The 18,710-nt window shown below is 53.3% G+C and carries 15 protein-coding genes; 7 read left to right on the top strand and 8 right to left on the bottom strand.

Going from position 1 to position 18,710, the window contains the following annotated elements; genetic code table 11:
- Positions 1-46: 46 nt before the first annotated feature.
- The 4 genes from H7F20_RS13885 to ribB are packed head-to-tail and all read left to right on the top strand — an operon-like array spanning position 47 to position 6,009.
- Positions 47-2,437, top strand: a complete 2,391-nt coding sequence (locus H7F20_RS13885; protein ID WP_185786765.1) for a DNA translocase FtsK — start codon at positions 47-49, stop codon at positions 2,435-2,437.
- Between the two features lie 5 nt (positions 2,438-2,442).
- Entirely contained in the window at positions 2,443-3,090 is a 648-nt protein-coding gene (locus H7F20_RS13880; RefSeq protein ID WP_185786764.1) for an outer membrane lipoprotein carrier protein LolA, read from the top strand.
- A gap of 4 nt (positions 3,091-3,094) precedes the next feature.
- On the top strand, positions 3,095-4,879 hold the full coding sequence (locus H7F20_RS13875; RefSeq protein WP_185786763.1) for an LptF/LptG family permease: 1,785 nt from the start codon (positions 3,095-3,097) through the stop codon (positions 4,877-4,879).
- Positions 4,879-6,009: a 3,4-dihydroxy-2-butanone-4-phosphate synthase gene (ribB, locus tag H7F20_RS13870; RefSeq protein ID WP_185786762.1), complete on the top strand. Its 1,131-nt coding sequence runs from the start codon at positions 4,879-4,881 to the stop codon at positions 6,007-6,009. The genes H7F20_RS13875 and ribB overlap by 1 nt, the downstream gene beginning before the upstream one ends.
- Here the strand turns inward: ribB and H7F20_RS13865 are convergent.
- From H7F20_RS13865 to H7F20_RS13855, 3 genes are read right to left on the bottom strand one after another with little or no spacing between them, the layout of a single operon-like run.
- Entirely contained in the window at positions 6,003-7,199 is a 1,197-nt protein-coding gene (locus H7F20_RS13865; protein ID WP_185786761.1) for a DegT/DnrJ/EryC1/StrS aminotransferase family protein, read from the bottom strand. The genes ribB and H7F20_RS13865 overlap by 7 nt on opposite strands.
- A gap of 4 nt (positions 7,200-7,203) precedes the next feature.
- Complete coding sequence (locus H7F20_RS13860; protein ID WP_185786760.1) at positions 7,204-7,845, bottom strand: NAD(P)H-dependent oxidoreductase; 642 nt, start codon at positions 7,843-7,845, stop codon at positions 7,204-7,206.
- 5 nt (positions 7,846-7,850) lie between these two features.
- Positions 7,851-8,606: a sulfite exporter TauE/SafE family protein gene (locus tag H7F20_RS13855; RefSeq protein WP_185786759.1), complete on the bottom strand. Its 756-nt coding sequence runs from the start codon at positions 8,604-8,606 to the stop codon at positions 7,851-7,853.
- Between the two features lie 195 nt (positions 8,607-8,801).
- Between H7F20_RS13855 and H7F20_RS13850 the strand changes: the two genes are divergently transcribed.
- Positions 8,802-9,680, top strand: a complete 879-nt coding sequence (locus tag H7F20_RS13850; protein WP_185786758.1) for an AraC family transcriptional regulator — start codon at positions 8,802-8,804, stop codon at positions 9,678-9,680.
- A gap of 34 nt (positions 9,681-9,714) precedes the next feature.
- On the opposite strand, the gene H7F20_RS13845 is transcribed toward H7F20_RS13850, so the two are convergent.
- Entirely contained in the window at positions 9,715-10,083 is a 369-nt protein-coding gene (locus H7F20_RS13845; RefSeq protein WP_185786757.1) for a DsrE family protein, read from the bottom strand.
- A 479-nt stretch (positions 10,084-10,562) separates the two neighbouring features.
- Here H7F20_RS13845 and H7F20_RS13840 point away from each other — a divergent pair, with 479 nt between their 5' ends.
- Both H7F20_RS13840 and H7F20_RS13835 read left to right on the top strand, forming a co-directional pair.
- Positions 10,563-11,108, top strand: coding sequence for a hypothetical protein (locus H7F20_RS13840; RefSeq protein ID WP_185786756.1), 546 nt, complete (start codon positions 10,563-10,565; stop codon positions 11,106-11,108).
- Between the two features lie 104 nt (positions 11,109-11,212).
- Entirely contained in the window at positions 11,213-13,012 is a 1,800-nt protein-coding gene (locus H7F20_RS13835) for an adenylate/guanylate cyclase domain-containing protein (protein ID WP_185786755.1), read from the top strand.
- Between the two features lie 167 nt (positions 13,013-13,179).
- Here H7F20_RS13835 and H7F20_RS13830 read toward each other — a convergent pair whose 3' ends face one another.
- From H7F20_RS13830 to H7F20_RS13815, 4 genes are all read right to left on the bottom strand, one after another.
- Entirely contained in the window at positions 13,180-13,809 is a 630-nt protein-coding gene (locus H7F20_RS13830) for a response regulator transcription factor (protein ID WP_185786754.1), read from the bottom strand.
- A gap of 726 nt (positions 13,810-14,535) precedes the next feature.
- Positions 14,536-16,206 carry a PorP/SprF family type IX secretion system membrane protein gene (locus H7F20_RS13825; RefSeq protein WP_185786753.1) on the bottom strand — a complete coding sequence of 557 codons (1,671 nt, stop codon included), beginning with the start codon at positions 16,204-16,206 and terminating at the stop codon, positions 14,536-14,538.
- A gap of 129 nt (positions 16,207-16,335) precedes the next feature.
- A complete protein-coding gene (locus tag H7F20_RS13820; RefSeq protein ID WP_185786752.1) occupies positions 16,336-17,613 on the bottom strand; it encodes a PD40 domain-containing protein in 1,278 nt (425 codons plus the stop codon).
- Positions 17,614-17,934: 321 nt separating this feature from the next.
- On the bottom strand, positions 17,935-18,603 hold the full coding sequence (locus H7F20_RS13815; protein WP_221898781.1) for a DUF975 family protein: 669 nt from the start codon (positions 18,601-18,603) through the stop codon (positions 17,935-17,937).
- Positions 18,604-18,710 lie beyond the last annotated feature (107 nt).

Below are 18,710 nucleotides of genomic sequence, written 5' to 3'. Positions count from 1 at the left end.
TCACGCGTAAATTTGTATTTTAGCCGCTGAAATCCCTACGGGTTGCATGGCAAAGAAGAAACGAAAAACCAAGTCGGCTAACAAACGGGGCACCCCCCGCCTCTCCAAACAAAACAAGGTAATCCTGGGCAGCCTCCTGGTGTTGCTCAGCATTGCACTTTTTTTCAGTTTTATCTCCTTCTACTTCAACTGGCAGGACGACCAAAGCCTGCTTGCCCAATTTGCGGACCGCAACAAGGAAGCCCGGAACCTCCTGAACAAATTCGGGGCGGCAGTCAGCCATTTCTTTATGTTCAAAGGCTTTGGCCTGGCCTCCTTCGCCTTCCCGGTATTGCTCTGCCTCACCGGGTTGTACCTCTTCCTGGGCATTGACCTTCGGGGGCTGCTCACCAAATGGATCTGGGGGTTGGTCCTGCTCATCTGGCTTTCGGTAAGCCTTGGGTTCCTGGCGGCAGAACAACCCTTGCTTGGCGGGCAGGTCGGATACGAAATGAACGATTTCCTGCAGGACTACACCGGCAAGATCGGGGTCATGCTCCTCTTGTTGTTCGGGCTCGTGGTCATCCTGGTGCGCCTGTTCGGTTTTGACCCACAGGCCTTTGGCAGGGCCCTGGCCGGGTGGAAACTCCCGGTAAAAATGCCCGCCCGCAGCAATTCCCCGGGGGAAGCGCCTGACGATGGCGATCCGTCCGAAACTCTGGAAGTGACGACCAACCCGGAGCCGGAGACCGTAAAGCCCGACCCGTATACCCATAAAAAGGACATCCCGTCCCTATCCGGTGACCCCGGGGAAGAAGGGGATGAAAGCGCGGTTGCCGGGACCGGGGCGGCGGAATCCGACCAGGAACTGGAAATCGAGGTGGCCCGGCAGGAAGAGGAAACCGATGAAACGGACCTCCGTTCCAGCCAGCTGGTTTCGGATTTCGGGGAATTCGACCCCACCCTTGAGCTTTCCAAATACAAATTTCCCCACCTGGACCTGCTGGATACCCACGGGGCCTCCGGCGGGATTACCATCAACCAGGAAGAGCTGGAGGAAAACAAGAACAAAATCGTCGATACGCTCCGCAACTACAAAATCGGCATCGCGCAGATCAAAGCCACCATCGGACCCACGGTCACCCTTTACGAAATCGTTCCCGAAGCCGGCATCCGGATTTCGCGGATCAAAAACCTGGAAGACGACATCGCCCTGTCCCTGGCTGCCCTGGGCATCCGGATCATAGCGCCCATTCCCGGGAAAGGGACCATCGGGATCGAGGTTCCCAACAAAAAGCCCACCACCGTATCCATGCGCTCGGTCATCGCCTCGAAGAAATTCCAGAATGCCGAGATGCAGTTGCCCATTGCCCTTGGCAAGACCATCAGCAACGAAACCTTTGTCGTGGACCTGGCCAAAATGCCCCACCTTCTCATGGCCGGGGCTACCGGACAGGGGAAATCCGTCGGGCTCAATGCCATCCTGACCTCCCTGCTTTACAAAAGGCACCCGGCAGAAGTGAAATTTGTACTGGTCGACCCCAAGAAGGTTGAACTCACCCTTTACAACAAGATCGAAAGGCACTTCCTGGCCAAGTTGCCGGATACCGAGGAAGCGATTATTACCGACAATACCAAGGTGATCCATACCCTGAACTCCCTTTGCATCGAGATGGACAACCGGTACGAATTGCTCAAGGCGGCCCTGGTCCGGAACATCAAGGAATACAACGTAAAATTCAAGGCCCGCAAACTGAACCCGAATGACGGCCACCGGTATTTGCCTTATATCGTGCTGGTGATCGATGAGTTCGCGGACCTGATCATGTCGGCAGGCAAGGAGGTGGAAACCCCCATTGCGCGCCTGGCCCAGCTGGCAAGGGCTATCGGAATCCACCTGATCATCGCCACGCAACGGCCGTCGGTAAATGTTATTACGGGGCTGATCAAGGCCAATTTCCCGGCGCGGATCGCCTTCCGGGTTACCTCCAAGATCGACTCCCGCACCATCCTCGATACCCAGGGCGCCGACCAGCTGATTGGCCGGGGCGACATGCTCTTTACCCAGGGCAATGACACCATCCGCCTGCAGTGCGCCTTTGTGGACACTCCGGAGGTGGCGAAAATTACCGAATACATCGGCTCCCAGCGGGGCTATCCGGATGCCCACCTGCTTCCCGAGTACGTAGGGGAGGATTCTGGCACAGGAGTTGATTACAGTATCGAGGAGCGGGACGACATGTTCCGGGATGCCGCAGAGGTCATCGTGACCGCCCAGCAGGGGTCGGCATCCCTGATCCAGCGCAAACTGAAGCTGGGCTACAACCGCGCCGGACGGATCATCGACCAGCTGGAGGCGGCGGGGATCGTGGGGCCCTTTGAAGGGAGCAAGGCCCGCCAGGTATTGGTGCCGGATATGGCGGCCCTTGACCAGTTACTGAACAACGAAACAAATTGAGACACATGAAACCGAAAATGCTATTTCTTGCCCTGATCCTGTTTACAGCCCTTCCGGCAAAAGCCCAGGATGCGGCAAGGGCGAAAAGCCTGCTGGACGAAGTCTACAACAAGGTGACGGGATACGACAATATCTACGTCGACTTCAAATTCGAACTCAACAATACCGAGGCCAGTGTGAAGCAGGAAACCCGGGGCGACCTGACCCTTCAGGGCGAAAAGTACGTGCTGAACTACATGGGGGCCCGGCAGCTTTACGACGGCAAAAAAGTATACACCATCGTTCCCGAGAACGAGGAGGTGACCATAGAGGACAAAAGCGACGATCCGGGAACCGTAAGTCCTTCCCGCATGCTCACCTTTTACCGGGATGGTCACAATTACGCATGGGACGTACTGCAGAATGTGCAGGGCCGCAAAATCCAGTACGTGAAGCTGACGCCCATCGATTCGGACTCCGACATCCGGAGCATCTTGCTGGGCATCGACGTGGAGACCAAACACATCTACAAACTCATCGAAACGGGCAACAACGGCACCCGGACCACGATTACTGTTAATTCTTTTAAAACGGACCAACCCCTGTCGAAATCCTTATTTACCTTTGATGAGCAGAAGTACAAGGACGACGGGTACTATATCATAAGAAACTAGCAGTTTGCGCATCCTCGATCAATATATCCTGAAAAGGTTCCTCACGAATTTTTTCAGTTCGTTTGTGATCCTGATGTTTATTTTCATTTTCCAGACGATCTGGCTTTTTATTGACGATCTGGCGGGCAAGGGCCTGGATATTGTCATTATTGGTAAATTCCTTTTTTACCTGATGCCCAACCTGACCGAAAAGGTGCTTCCCCTTACCGTCCTACTTTCTTCCATCCTGACCTTCGGGACCTTTGCTGAGAACTATGAGTTCGCCGCCATGAAAGCCTCGGGCATCTCCCTGCAGCGCTCCATGCTGCCGCTTATCGTGTGCGTGTCCTTCCTGGGTTTGGTGACCTTTTACTTTGCCAATACCGTGATCCCCATATCGGAACAAAAAATCTACAACCTACGCCGCAACATCGCCACCCTGAAACCCGCTGCCGTGATCACCGAGGGCGTATTCAGCGATTTTGAGGGACGGAACATCAAGGTGGAGCGGAAATACGGGGAAAACGACCGATTCCTCGAAAACGTCATCATCCACGAAAAATCCAATTTGCAGAAGAATACCACCGTCATCAAAGCCGCCACGGGGGAACTGATCAGCGGGGAAGGGTCCGATATTATTCAGCTGGTGCTGCGCGACGGGCATTATTACCACGAAATGACGCAGCCTTCGGGAGGCAGCGATAAAAACTATCCGTTTGCCAAGGCGGACTTCGGCACGTACATTATGAATATTGCCCTGCCCGACAATATGGAAGACCTGGAAGCGGACCGGAATGTGGAAACGGACCGGATGAAAAATGTATCCCGCCTCATTACGGATATCGATTCGATCAAGGAACACAATTTCCGTGTGGCAACGGCCTTTTCGCGAAGCACCCGTTCCCGCATGGGCGCCCTGACCCTGAGCCCTGCGGACTCCGTCGACGCTGAACAGGAGGCGTCCTCCATGGTCCGGGCCATAGAGGAAGCGACGGATTCTGTTGCGGATTCCACGTCGGATTCCACAGGCCTGGCCGATCCTTCCGATTCCCTGTCTTTCCGCGACACAGATACAGTTGCTTCGGGTTCAACAGGTGCCCCTAATTCCGGTTCGGACAATTCCCCTGCTTCCGGCCTGGCCGATTCCGTTGCGCTAAAGCGCAGGGAGCTCGCAACCTCTGGGCGTGAGGTAGACACAAGCCTGCAGGAAAATGCAGACAGCCTCTCCTCGGCTATCCGCAAAAATGTTCAGGCGGCCATCCCGCAATCCAAAGAACTCTTGCCGGAAGATGTCAGGGAAATCGCATGGGACAACCCGCTGGCAGCCTTCAAGACCTTCGAAATAAGCCGGATCCTCGATGCGAGCAGGAATTCCGTACGGAATATCCTGAATTCGGTCAAAGGGAAAAGGGAGGAACTGGAACTGAGCTACAAACGGTACAACCGGCATATCCTGAGCCTGCACAACAAATTTGCCCTGGCCCTGTCCTGTATCATCCTGTTCTTTGTGGGGGCCCCCCTTGGGGCCATCATCCGCAAAGGGGGGCTGGGCCTGCCCATGGTGGTGGCCATTGTCCTGTTCCTCGCGTATTATTTTTTCGGCGTATTTTCGAACAATTATGCCAAAGAGGGGAATATCCCGCCGGTTTTAGGCGCCTGGCTGCCCACCCTGATCATGCTGCCCCTGGGGGTATGGCTCACGCGCCGGGCAACTGCAGACCGGGGCCTGATGAGTTTCGGGCATTTTATTGATTTTATCCGGGAACGGTTTTCCCGGTCCAAAAAACGGGGAAAGCCCGGTGAGAAGTAATGGGAAATAAGATTAAGCTGGATTCCATAGAATCTGCCATAGAAGACATCCGACAGGGCAAGGTCATCATCGTGGTGGACGATGAAAACCGGGAGAACGAGGGAGATTTCATCGCCGCAGCCGAAAAGGTGACGCCGGAGATGATCAACTTCATGGCGACCCATGGAAGGGGCCTGATCTGCGCACCCCTGACCGAGGAGCGCTGCGACGAACTGGACCTGAAGATGATGGTGGAAAACAATACCGTCCTGCACCATACGCAGTTTACCGTTTCGGTGGACCTGATTGGCTATGGCTGTACCACCGGCATTTCGGTTCACGACCGTGCCAGGACCATACAGGCGCTGGTAGACCCAAATATCCGCCCCAATGAACTGGGGCGCCCGGGCCACATCTTCCCGCTGCGCGCCAAGAACGGGGGCGTGCTCCGGCGCGTGGGGCATACGGAGGCTGCAGTGGATTTTGCCCGCCTGGCCGGGTACAAGCCGGCCGGTATCCTGGTGGAGGTACTCAATGAGGACGGCACCATGGCCCGGTTACCGGAACTGGCCAAAGTGGCGCGGAAATTCGGTTTAAAACTGGTATCCATCGAAGACCTGGTGGCCTATCGCATGCAGCACGACAGCCTGATCCGCAAAGAGGCTTCCTTCGATGTCAGGACGCGATTCGGGGATTTCCACCTGCACGCGTACCTGCAGACGACCAATGATCAGGTCCACCTGGCCCTGACAAAGGGAAGCTGGAAGGATGGCGATCCCGTTTTGACGCGGATCAACAGTACCCTGGTGAACAACGATATCCTCGGGACGCTGACCAATGACGCGGATAAAAAGCTGGATGATATGTTTCGTGCCCTGAACGAGGAAGGCGCCGGGGCCATCGTATTTATCAATAAACAGAGCGAATCCCTGAACCTGCTGGCGAGGCTACACGGCCTTAAGGAAAACCAGGAAAAAGGGATACTCAAAGCCCCGGACATTGACATGGATGCCAAGGATTTCGGGATCGGCGCGCAAATCCTGCACGACCTGAGGATACAGAAAATAAGGCTGATGACCAACCACGCTCAGTCCAAGCGGGTCGGGATTGTGGGCTATGGCCTCGAAATTGTGGAGTACGTCCCCTACTGAGCCAGTTCCCCGAGTACGTTCTTCAGGATTTCCGCGCGCCGGCGGGTTTCTTCCGGCGACCACCCCAATTTGACCAGCACGGAAAGGCAACGCCCCATCCAGGCATCGGACAACGGAAACTCCCGCTCGTTCGCTTCCCGGGTACGTCGCGCCGTTTCGGGTGGCAGGGGGCCCAGCGAACGGAGCTCTTTCAGGTGTTCCCAGCGGCGGTGATAATGCCAGTTGTTGTCATACCAGTAAAAAACCCCGTCCATACCTGCTTCACTTAACGCCTTTTGTGCTTCCCGCGCCTTTTCAGGCCCGGTAAGGAAGAAATTCAGGAATGAGTAATTCTGCCTGCCTCCTTCGGGAACCCTTCGCCCAGTAATCCCCGGCAGGGATTCGATCCCCTGCCAAAGGGTCCGGTAATGCCGCTCCTGTATCCCGATGAACGCATCGAGGCGGGCCAATTGGGCCAGGCCCACGGCGGCATGCAATTCCGATATGCGGTAGTTGTACCCGAGATGTGGATGGCTTTCCGCCCCCCGGTCTTCCCCGATATGGTCATGTCCGTGGTCGCTGTAGGCCTGGGCTTTGGCATAGATTTCCCCGGAATGGGTAATGATACCGCCACCTTCCCCGCAGGTGACGGTCTTGACAAAATCAAAGGAAAAACACCCGGCATCGCCAAGGCTGCCAAGGGGCTTGTCCCGGTAGCTGCCGCCAATCGCCTGGCAGGCGTCCTCGATCAGCAACAGGTCATGCCGGCGACAGATAGCGCCCAGGGCATCCAGATCGGCCATGGACCCGCACATATGAACCACCATCAGGGCACGCGTCCGGGGCGTGATTGCCTCCTCCACAGCCTCCGGGGAGAGGGTGAGGGTGTCGTCTATGTCGCAAAGGACGGGTACTGCCCCCACAGCCAGTACCGCTTCGAAGCTCGCCACAAAGGTGAACACGGGAAGGATGACCTCATCCCCCGCACCCACCCCGGCGCTTGCCAGGGCTACCGACAGGGCGGCCGTGCCACTGCTGACCACGTGGGCATGGGGGGTCTGCATCCGTCGGGCCAGGGCTACTTCAAATTCCCTTGCCTTCCAGTGCCCGTTCCGCATGGGGCCAAACCCATAGCGCATCAGGACGCCGCTGTCCAGGACATCCTGGACGGATTGCTTTTCATTTTCGCCAAATAATTCAAATCCAGGCATAGTGCTAGTTGTCTTCAATGGTCCATACCGTGCGCTCCAGTTCGCGCCTGACCTTTTTAAATCCGGAGAATACATCATCCGCAGCCCGGTATCCCACAGGCATGACCAGGACAGCGGTCAGGCCCCGGTCCCCAAGGCCAAGGATGCGGTTATATGCCGCCGGGTCAAACCCCTCCATGGGGCAGGAATCGATGCGCTCATAGGCACAGAATGTCAGCAGGTTGCCCATGGCCAGGTAGGCCTGGTGGGTGGCCCAGGTCCTGACTTCTTCCGCGGGTTTTCCCCGGAAACGCTCCTGTAGTTCCCTTCGGAAAGGGTCCAGGATGGTATCGGATGTACCCCGTACCTCCCGTACCCGGTTGAAATACGCCTCAATATAAGCGCTGTCAATGGCTTTTTCAATACAGAAAACGAGCACGTGGGATGCGTCCGCCACCTGTCGCTGCCCGTAAGAGTGGGCCACAAGCTGCTCCTGCAGGGCCTTGTGCCGGATAACCACCATCTGGATGGGCTGCAGGCCGTAGGAGGTGGCGGTGAGGTTGAAAGCCCTTTTCAGGCCTTCCAGTTTGTCCGCTTCCAGCGTGCGCTGCGGGTCGAATTTTTTAACTGCATAGCGCCAGTTGAGCGCTTCGGGTTGCCGTTCCATGACTTTTACGTAAAAAACCAGAGTTTGACTGCCATGACCAGGACCATGGCAATGAGAAATCCTTTGATATATCCGTCCCCCTGCCTTACGGAAAACCGGCTGGACACCCAGGCCCCTAGCATATTGCCAAGGGCGAGCACCAGGCCCACTTTCCATACCACCTTGTCGTTGAGGATAAAAACCACCAGAGCCGCCACGGTGTAGATACAGACCACCGCAACTTTGGTGGCGTTGACCCGGACCAGGTTCATCCTGTGGAAATAATGCAGGAACAGGATAATGATAAAGCCGACCCCCGCATTGATAAACCCGCCGTAAATACCGATAAAGAAGAATGCCAGGCAGCCGGCCCAAAGGTATTTGCCGGTAAGCCGCTCCTCCAGGTCACCGGCCCTGATACCCGGTTTGAAGGCAATCACCAGGACAACGGCCACCATGATGATGGCCAGGATCCGGTTGAACAATTCCCCGGAAATATCCACGGCGATGTAGGCGCCGATCAGGGATCCGGCGACAGCCGAAATCCCCAGGTAGATATTGAAGGGGAATGTACTGACCCCCTTACTCCGGAACCCGGCTGTCGCCATGGCGGTCTGCAGGACGATGGCCACCCGGTTGGTGCCATTGGCCACCGCCGGAGGCAGTCCCAGCCAGATCAATACGGGGAGCGAAATCAGGGAGGCTCCCCCGGCTACCGTATTGATAAATCCGACGGTAAACCCCACGACAACCAATAAAAGGTAATGATACCAGGCCTCCATGGGCGCAAAAGTACGGGTTATTTTATATCTATTGTATTCCGCAAAAGCTTATCCCCAATGAATACCCTGTTGCCTTTTTGGCAGGAAAGTAGTACCTTATAATGGTAATTTGGCGCAAACAGCGAGCAATGGAGCCCCGGCTCCCTGAACGGCAGCATTGCCGGATATCCTGGATCATAGAATAAAGACCCATATATGATTTTCGATTCATACGCCCATTTCCGCGACAATCCCCAGTACAACAAATTCGTTGACAAAGACTACCTGATAGTGGAATTCAAATGCCCTATTGAGGCGGAAAATTTCAAATCCTGGTCCCAGTGCCATTATATAACCTATGTGCTCAGCGGGCGTAAAAAATGGCTCACCCCGGAACGCGAGTGGAACCTGACTGCCGGGGAATCCATATTCGTACATAAAGGTGCCTACCTGAACCGGCAGTATTTCGAAGAGGACTTCTGCGTCCTAATGTTTTTCATGACAGACCGGTTTATCAAGAATTTTGTCCTGTCCGACCTCGAACAGGGAATCCATCTGGATCCGGCCGGGCCGGACGATTGCGACCTGATCGAAACCATCGAGGTTTCCGAAACGCTGGAGAACCTCTATCATTCGTTTTTCGGCTACCTCAGGCAAAAGGATCGGATCCCCAAAAAGATCATCGAATTGAAGTTCCGTGAAATGGTCCTCAACATCATGTCCAATCCCTCAAACGGCCGGGTAACATCCGCAATACTGAACATTGCCCGGAACGACGGGTTGTCCCTCGAGAAAGTCATGGAAGAAAACTTCCTCTACAATCTCAGCCTGGAGGAGTTTGCGCGACTCGCGGGTAAAAGCCTGTCTTCTTTCAAAAGGGATTTCCAATCGGCTTTCAACAGCACACCCGGTCGCTGGCTAACCGGGCGGCGGCTGGAGCATGCACGGCAATTATTATTAGGGACAGGCTTGACCGTAAAAGAGATCTGTTTCGATACGGGCTTTGAAAATCCATCCCACTTTACGAACGCCTTCCGAAAACGCTTCGGGCAAACGCCCAATCAGTACCGTAAAATGGAAAAAGCCACTGCCTGAAATTGCAGTGGCTTTTTTGATCAGGTAATTACCTTTAGAAGGTAAGCGCAGCGGCTCCTTCGATGAATTGTTTGTGGATGGCCCCGGAACCGGTGATGATCACGCCATCCAGCAGGTCTTCCTGGGAATATCCCCTTACAGCCGCACAGGGCGGGCATACGTAAATGGGGCAACCATTGTCCCTGACGAATTGGATCATTTCGATCATGGGTGGGTCTTTGGGGTTCAGGTGAACGTGGTCGGCTGCTCCCTTGCGCACCCAGTCAATGGCCGAACTCGTCAGAAACACATGTACTTCCAGGCCGCTTTTGATCCCGCCGTTAGCAATGCTCCAGGCAACCGAAGCGCGTTCGTTGTCCAATCCCTCGGTGATGACGATAACCAGTTTTCTCTTTGCTGACATGATAAGGTTGTTTTTAGATTACAGGTGCAAGGTATGCAGCCCTTTTTGGGATGACTTTTCTGAAAAGTTCAAAACCTGTAGCGAGAAGTTCAGGTGATATTTTCGCATCACTGAATTGAATATTAAAGAGTTAGACTGAAAATCTGAATTTAAGATTAAGCGCACCGGACCTTATGTAGGTTTTTTACTACATATTTTAAGGGCTGGACGAGTTTCTGCAATGAAATCTTAAAATACACTTGTGTTTTCGGAGGAATTTCCCGGTTTTTTTATACCTTTTTGAAGTATAGGTGTTTTTCAGAACACAAGAGGTCCTGCCACTTCCCCCGGTTTTTCAACAACCTGCAGGCCCTCGTATCACATCCCGGAACAATCCGGGATGGTTGCGCTTTACGCCTTGTCCCGGGCGGGGATACCTACGCAATTAATAAACAACTCCGGAGAATAGGACCTCCGGTTCAAACCAAAAACATTCAATAATGAAAAAATTACTCTTCTTAATGCTTATTAGCCCCCTTTGGATGCATTCACAACAAGAACAATTATTAGGACGTCCGGACCCGACGCCGAATAATCAAACAACAACTATAGATGTGAGACTAAGCGATGCTGCTTCAATATTCAACGGAGGGGAGGTTCCAAACCCCAACTTAATATTTCTAAACGATCATCAACATGGGCCCAATGCCCAAGAAGCTTCAGGACAAACAATTAATCAATATACATCAAATGTATATGCGGGTAATCAAGTGATCTGGAAGATAAATATTGATGCGGAATCCGTAGCGGCTGGATATTCTGCAGAGCTAACACAAATAGAGATTAAGAATGGACAATCGTGCATTTTTGGTAATAGCCGAATACCTGGGAAAGGCATAATTCTTATTGGTAATGTGCTTGAGGCAGACGATGGCGGATGCAAAAGTGAGGGTGCTTATCCTTACAAAGTTAGATTTCTTTTGAGAGATGCAGATGGTACGGTAAGGCTTTTTGAATTTGACCCCATTATGTTCGTAAATAACTAAACTACCGGATTTAAATGCCGTACCCGTTTAAGTATATACTATCCCTATTAGCCTGCATTGCTTTCGGGACAACCTGGGCTCAGCAACAGCGTACGGCCGATAGTTTGAGGGTTATCTATGAATTGGATACGGCCCGCGGCGAGTACAAAATGGAGTTGCTGCGAGATCTGGCATTCAATGAAATCAATAATTCCGACCTGGCCATGCAGTACGCCGATGAATTAATATCACTGGCCCGGAAACTCGGAAGCAACCGGTATTTGTACCGGGGGTATCTGCACAAAGGGAATTCCCAGATCAACCAGGGAAACCTCGCAGTTGCCCTGGATGCGTATCAGAATGCCCTGAATGCAGCGAAAGCAGACGGATATACCTTGGGAGAGGCTTCGGCTTTGATGTACTTCGCCATTGCGTATGTAATAGCTGGGGAGCCTGACCGGGCGGGCGAATTCTTTGAAAAAAGCATTGAGATCTTCAAAGATCCAAAGTCGTTGGCAGAACCCAGTGGGAAGGTAAGCCTCGGTACGATTCTTTACAATGCGGGCGAATTCTATATGGATCTTGGGGAACTTGAAAAAGCACAAGGACTTCTGGAAGAGGCTGGAGAAATATTCGAGGAAATCGGTGACCGTCTGCGTCAAAGCTTTGTTCTTGGTACACAAGGAATCATCTATGCCAAATCAGGTGATTTCAGAAAGGCCGAAGCAAATGTGATACAAGCGATCGAAGAACTGGAAGTAACTCAGAACTATGCCGCCATCGCCGATTTTCAGACCTCTCTGGCGCAGGTATATCGGGACATGGAGGAATATGACCGCGCCCATGCCTGGGCGACCCGGGCTGTAGAACACGCCCTGCGGCTCGGACTTAAAGAACAGATCAGTCAATCCAGCCTGGTACTCGCCGAACTGGATTCCGTCCAGGGCAATTTCAGGGAGGCCTATGCCCACCTGAACGTCCATATGCAATACAAGGATTCCATGGACGTAGCCAGTATTGACATGACCCGGCTGGAGCGGGAAAAGGCGGAGCTCGAGACCTTGCGCGCCAACAATGAACTTGAGCTCAGGTCGCTGCAGCAAAAGCGTGAACGGGCCGCCCTCTGGGCAATTGGTGTTACAGCCCTTTTGCTTTTTGTGTTGTTTTTTGGCAGTTATCGCCGGTATAAATACACAAAAAGAACCAACCAGATCATCTCTGAAGAGCGCGATCGTTCAGAAAGCCTGCTGTTGAATATCCTGCCCAAACAAACAGCCCAGGAGTTGAAAAAAATGGGGAAGGTCAAGGCACAGCGTTTTGAATCGGTGACGGTTCTTTTCACGGATTTCAGGAACTTCACCACCTATGCCGAAGTCATGGATCCCGAACACCTGGTGCAAAGCATTGACTATTACTTCTCCTATTTCGACTCCCTCATGGATAAGTACGGGCTGGAAAAAATCAAGACGGTCGGGGACGCCTATATGTGTGCGGGCGGATTGCCATACCCCACAGAGGACCATGCACTCCGGGTAGTGGCCGCAGCCCGTGAAATCCTGGAATTTGTCGAAGCAAACAAAGGCAGGGAGGACCAAGGGCAGGTCCGGTTCGATATCCGTATCGGCATTAACTCCGGTCCCGTGGTGGCGGGGGTGGTGGGCACCAAGAAATTCGCCTACGACATCTGGGGGGATACGGTGAATATCGCGTCGAGGATGGAGTCAGCTTCCGAGGTTGGGCGGATCAACGTGGCAGAAGGCACCTACCGGCTGATCAAGGACACCTATGAGTGTGAATACCGGGGCAGCATTGCAGTCAAAAACCGCGGAGAACTCGATATGTACTACGTTAACGGGGTCAAACCCGGCAGGCAGCCGGTAATGCATCCCGATCAGGTGACCCAGGAGTCCGGATCCGGGGAATGAGCAGTGGTAATTTGATATCTTCGGCCAGGAGAATCCGCTAACTGCCTTAAATAAAAAAGGCACCCCCACAGGGTGCCTTTCCTTAAAATCCCATCAGCCTCGGTCCGCTATGGCTACGGCCCGCAAACTGATGGACTAGCAGCTAATCCCACAAAGCAACTATCGTTTCAGGCACTTTCCAGCTGCCTGATTTTTTGTAAAGCTTCCGATTTGGAATTCACGTCCAGCTTCAAATAGATATTCTGGATGTGGAAATTGATCGTACTGGTCGTGACAAAGAGCTTCTCGGCAATCGATTTATAGGTCATCCCCTGCCCCAGGCATTCGATGATCTCATTTTCGCGTTCCGAGAAATTCGTGTACTGCTTGCGCCGGAACATGGAGATCACCTGCTTGGCGATGTCGTGGCTCAGTGCGGCACCTTCATATTTGATGGAATCCAGTGCCTGTTCCAGGCGCTTTTTACTCACCGGTTTGGTCAGGTAGCCCACCGCTCCGTATTTGAACGCTTTTTTGATCGTTTCAAAATCCGTCTCGTCGCTCACCATGATCACACGGGCATCGGAATCCCGCTTGCGGAATTCGGCAATCCCGGCCACGCCGCAACCTTCCGGAAGATGTACTTCGGAAAGCACGATATCCGGTTGCACCAAGGGGTAATCCTCCAAGGCTTCGGCCACCGTGGTGTAGATCCCGGCGAGGTCATAATCGCGGTAGGTGTTGAAATAATAGGGATAGGCTTCCAGGAAGCGACTATCGCTGTCGATAACCATCACTTTTAAAGTAGTTGTTTTCATAAGGGTATTATTTGGGTTGTATTGGGTTTGGGGTTTTTGGGTCCGGTTTGGGATGGCGGTTCCCTGGCATGCCCTTTGGGGACATGCATTTTGCAAGAGCCTTTTTTACTGGTTTTGGCATGAATCGGGGGCAGAGAGTCCCCTGAACCTCCCTTGATAGGAAGTCCTGGGTATTCCGTCCCATCCAAATTTCACAGGGATCAGGCTTTTCGGGTAACCGTCAACTCGGGTCCGCGATCAGCCGCCCTGGAGGGAGGTTAGCGGGATACCATTTTCCGGGATTAAATTGCTGAATAGCTGCCCCTGCCGTGGGGTCGGCCTGGGTTTGGCTTTTTGGATCGAATCCGGGTCGCCATGCTTTCGGGGGTAAAAGTAGGTCATGATTCTTGGGGATTTGGGTTGAAACAGGTTGTATTGTTTACACTGAAAAAGTACGAATTATCCCCTTTTTCACCGAGCAGTTGCAGGAATTTTCGATCAAGTGCACCCCAGGGCTGCAGTTCGTCGGAAAAACGTCAAAAAACAAACCAGGCAGTCTGCTTACCTGCAACCCAAAAAGAAAAGAGCCACCTGCCCGTTTCGGGCAAATGGCTCTCAGGATTGGCAGTTTGGCGGACCGGGCTGCGACTGTCCCGCTGGTGTTCCCGGGGAGGGCTATTTGTTCTGGGGCGCAAACCCTGCTCCCGGAAATGGTTCAGTCGCTTTTCCGATCCTGACTTTAAAGGGTTACTCCTCCTGGTAACTCACCTGGGCGGTGGCTACCGGATTATAAACCTGCATAATCCACTTCTCGTCCTGGTACTTGCCGCTCAGGTCGGTATGGTGGGCCATGTCGGCTTCCCCTTTGGATGAAAAATCGGCCAGATATACATAATACAACCCGTTCTCTGTGTTATAGAATTGCCGGGCATCCAAACCTTTCTCTTTCAGTGATTTTACGAAAGCGTTCAAATACTTCTTGTTTTTGTAAACATTGGCAATCAGGTAATAACCAGAAGATACCCCAACGATATCCGACCGATTTTTAGCTCGTATTGGTAATTCTTTGAAATCCCGTTTTGCAACGGGCTTGTAGGTTTCCGGGGTGACAGGCTTACGGGTCTCGGCCGAAGCCACCGCGGTGGTGATGTTCCGGGTCCCTGCGGGCGGTACGGCACGTTCGGGCACCTCGTTCTGGTTCTGGCTGCGGATCTCGTTGCGGATGGTCCGCACCAGGCTCTCGAATTTCTGCTCAAAGAGGGCGGTCCGCGCCTCTTCTATGGAATCCTGCCGCAACATGAGTTCATCCAGGATCAACCGGTTTTCAAAAGCGAGCGACTGCTCGCTGACCACCGCATCGGCGTCCCTGGAGGCGCGCATTTCCAGCAGCTGCTCCTCGTAATTGCGGACAATGGCGTCAATTTGTTTGTCCTTGCTGGCATCCACGAATATCTCCCCGTTGTCCTCCTCGTCCTTGAAGGTGTAGGCCAGTGAGAGTTCGTGGTTCCACCCCAGGTTGGATCCGGTCTGCGAAAGGTCCTTTTCCATCAGGTACCCCAGGGAAAGTTTCTGGTTCAGGTTGAATCCCAATCCCATGGACAGGCCATACGTGTCGTCGTAGGTGGTTTGCAACCAGCCGTAATTGGGAAGGTCCAGCAAAAGCGACCCGATATAGGCAATCCGGTCCTGTTCATTCTTCCCTACCTGGAACAGCGGCATCAACCGGCCATTCTCAAACAGGCCGGAGGCCCCGTTCAAAGGCTGGGAATATTGGATGGCACCATGCAGATTCCGTGCCTCAAAGCCTGTAAGCAGCTCATTGGTGGTCTGGTTGTAGCGGATGAGGTCCTTGCCATAGAGGGCAAAATCAAACCTTCCGACGGATAGGGCCACCCCGGGCTGCACGGCAATCTTGCTCTCCCGGGTACTGTCTTCCAGGGCCGGGTCGGATTCCGGGGTCACGATCCGGTTCTTGGCCAGTCCCTGGCTGATGTAGGTGATATTTGTGCCGAATGTGAGCTTGCTGTTATCGCCCAGCCGGACGGCGGTCGCATAGTTGGCATTGAAGCCGAACTCCTGGACCACACCTTCCCACTGGCCGTAGACACCGATCCCCAGGGCCGTCCGCTCGCTCAGTTTGTTGCTGAAGCCGAGGTAGTAATTCTGGATGTTGTCCTCATAAGTGGCATATTGGTTCCGGTGCAGGATATTCAGGTAGGATTTGTTCTCCCTGACCAGCGAAAAAGTCGGGTTGATCAGGAACCGGTTAAAGAATAACTGGTTGTGGAACGGGCTTTTCACCTGGAATTCGCCCTGGGGTTCTTCAGTCTGCTGGCTTCGGACGGACTGCCCGAAGCAGAGCAGGGCAAACAGCAGCATCGCAGCTGTTTTGGGGTCGAAATGTTGACAGACTTTCATCGGGTTGTATTTTATGGGTTCCGCCAGGGGTTTGGGGTACTGGCTTGCGGGTTACCCGGGGGTTTTATATTTGGGGTGACCTGCCACCGGGCCTCCCCGGCGGCAGTTTACAAATCATGCATTTGCTGATTAATCTTCGAACATCGTATTCACGTAGGACTGGGAAGGCTCGTTAGCCAGGATCTCCTTAAAGGTGTACCGGTTATCCGCCAGGCTGCGTTGTTCCGTGTCGTAATAGGAGAATACCAGTTGGTGGATGTCATCCCTGGCCGCACCCCGGTTGGACATGACATAGGCCATACCCTCGTCGGTCTGCAGGTTCAGGGCAAATTCGTCCTCCCCGCTGTTGAACGGGCTGCCGATATTGATGGCCAGCCCGACACTGCGGCGGGCAATCCGTGCCGCATACAGGTCCAGGCCTCCGAATCCCGCGTGCCCGTCAGAGGCAAAGAAGAGGATGTCCCCCCCTACCAGGCTCGGGTACAGGTCATTTTTGCGGGTGTTGATCTTTTCTCCCAGGTTTCGGGCTGCCCCTGGGCTGCCATCCCTGCGGATATCCGCTACATAGATGTCGTATTTCCCATAGGTGCCCGGCATGTCAGAGGCAAAGTACAGGCGGGTACCATCGCTGGAAACAGCCGGGTGCATGGCCGAGGCGTATTTGGGTGCCACGGCTACCTCCTGGATATTGGCCCATTGACCGTTCACATTTTCGGCCCGGAAAATCTTGTGGACCAGTTGCTTTTTGGAGAATATCCCATAAAGCGGCTTCTCAAAAACCGCTTTGCTGAAATAGGCGGTACGCCCGTCGGCCGTTACAGACACCGGTGGCATGTAGGCATTTTGTACAGCCATCCGTTCCGATTGCATCTGAACAAGATCCGCTTCCGACATGGCCCGTAGGGCTTCAAGGCCTTCGGTGTTTGGATAGGTGTCAGCGCGGCCGAAATCGGGCATTTTATAATTCTCCGCCAGAGACCGGGTGAGCTGCGCGGCATGCGTGCTCCGCTCGATCTGATAATCTTCTTTGATCCGGGATACCCAGTCTCGCTGGGCCACTACTTCCGAATATTGGATAATCCCTGCCTTGTGCATGGCATACTTGTAACGCTCCTGGTAACTTTCAGGAAGGGCGCGGATGCCTGCAAGGTCCACGAGCTTCTGGTACCAGAAAGCGGCGGACTCATAGTTTTCGGTCAGGAAATTGACATTTCCGAGGTCCTCGTAAATCTCGCGCTCGGAATATCCGAGCTTTGCGAGCTTCAGGTAATCGTCTACCCGTTTGTCGGCCTCAGCACTTGCAGAGAGCTGGGCATCTGCCATGCTCCCGCTTTGGGCAGTCAGGCCGAATGCACATAAAAGGCTCAGGAAACCAAGCAGGTTTTTAAGGGCGATTATTCTTTTCATAACACACAGATTTTGGGTTTTGTGAGTCAAATGTCAAAAGTGAGGGCAGGAAATCCTTATGAATTTTTCACAGGTTTTTGGGAAAAACACTGAGATTTTTGTTAAAAAATGGAATAATCCCTGTCAATAATTCACAGTTTCGGGAAAACACACGGTTCTCACGACCAAAGACCTGGTTTTAAAATGACAGGGAAAGGGAAGCGGGTTCCAGGGGTATTTTGATCGAAATATTTGACCGTTTATCGATAAATATCCTGGCAAACTGAACCCTGGAAAACAGGTTTCGTATAAATCCCCGGGCTTTTTTGCGCCGAGGGGAAATCAATCGCGGACCCGGTATGGATCGTCCTGCTCTTGCTGCAGGAGGTCTGTAGCATAGTACAAACTGGCGAAGGCCGATTTTATCCACATAACGGATACCAGGGCGCCCACCCCCAGGCAAAGTAGCCCCAGGATAAAGACCGGGATGGCCAGAAGGCCCATCCCGAAAATCCGCAGGCCCTGCCCTCTCGTCATTTCCCAACTCTTCTCAATGGCTGCTATGGGTTCCAGTCTTTTATCCATGACCAGGTAGGACACAAAGACCAACCTGCAGGCCAGGATAATACCCGGGACAATCAGGAATACGAAACCCAGTACGATCAGGGCAGTGGCCAGCAGGTGCGCCAGCACGATATGGACGTAGTTCTCCCTGAACCCCTGTATGACAGCCTCGACCTCCAGGGGCTCCTCCCGGACCGCACGCACAAATAGGAGATCGCCCCCATAGTTGAATACCGGCAATACCAGCATGGCATATGCAACTGCTACCATATGGAGCAAAGGGGACAAAAGCGATTCTCCCCAGTCCTCATCACGAAAAACGGATGTAGGCGCATCGGCAAAGGCAAGGAAAACAACCAGCAGGAGAAGCGGCAGGAAGGATTTGAGCATTTGTTGCCAGCCGTAACTGTAACTTTCGGAAAGGCCGGGACGGGGAAATGATTGCATGGTATCCACAATTACAGGTTTTAGTGCTAAAGTAAGCTGTTGGCCTCCCCTACGCATCCAACTTTGGTAGTGAATTGAAAAACACTACGGAAGTAGGGACTAGAAGG

Source organism: Robiginitalea sp. SC105, assembly GCF_014243345.1.
Taxonomy (GTDB): domain Bacteria; phylum Bacteroidota; class Bacteroidia; order Flavobacteriales; family Flavobacteriaceae; genus Robiginitalea.
Note: the sequence above shows the minus strand (reverse complement) of the source record. Positions and strands in the feature narration are given on the sequence as shown.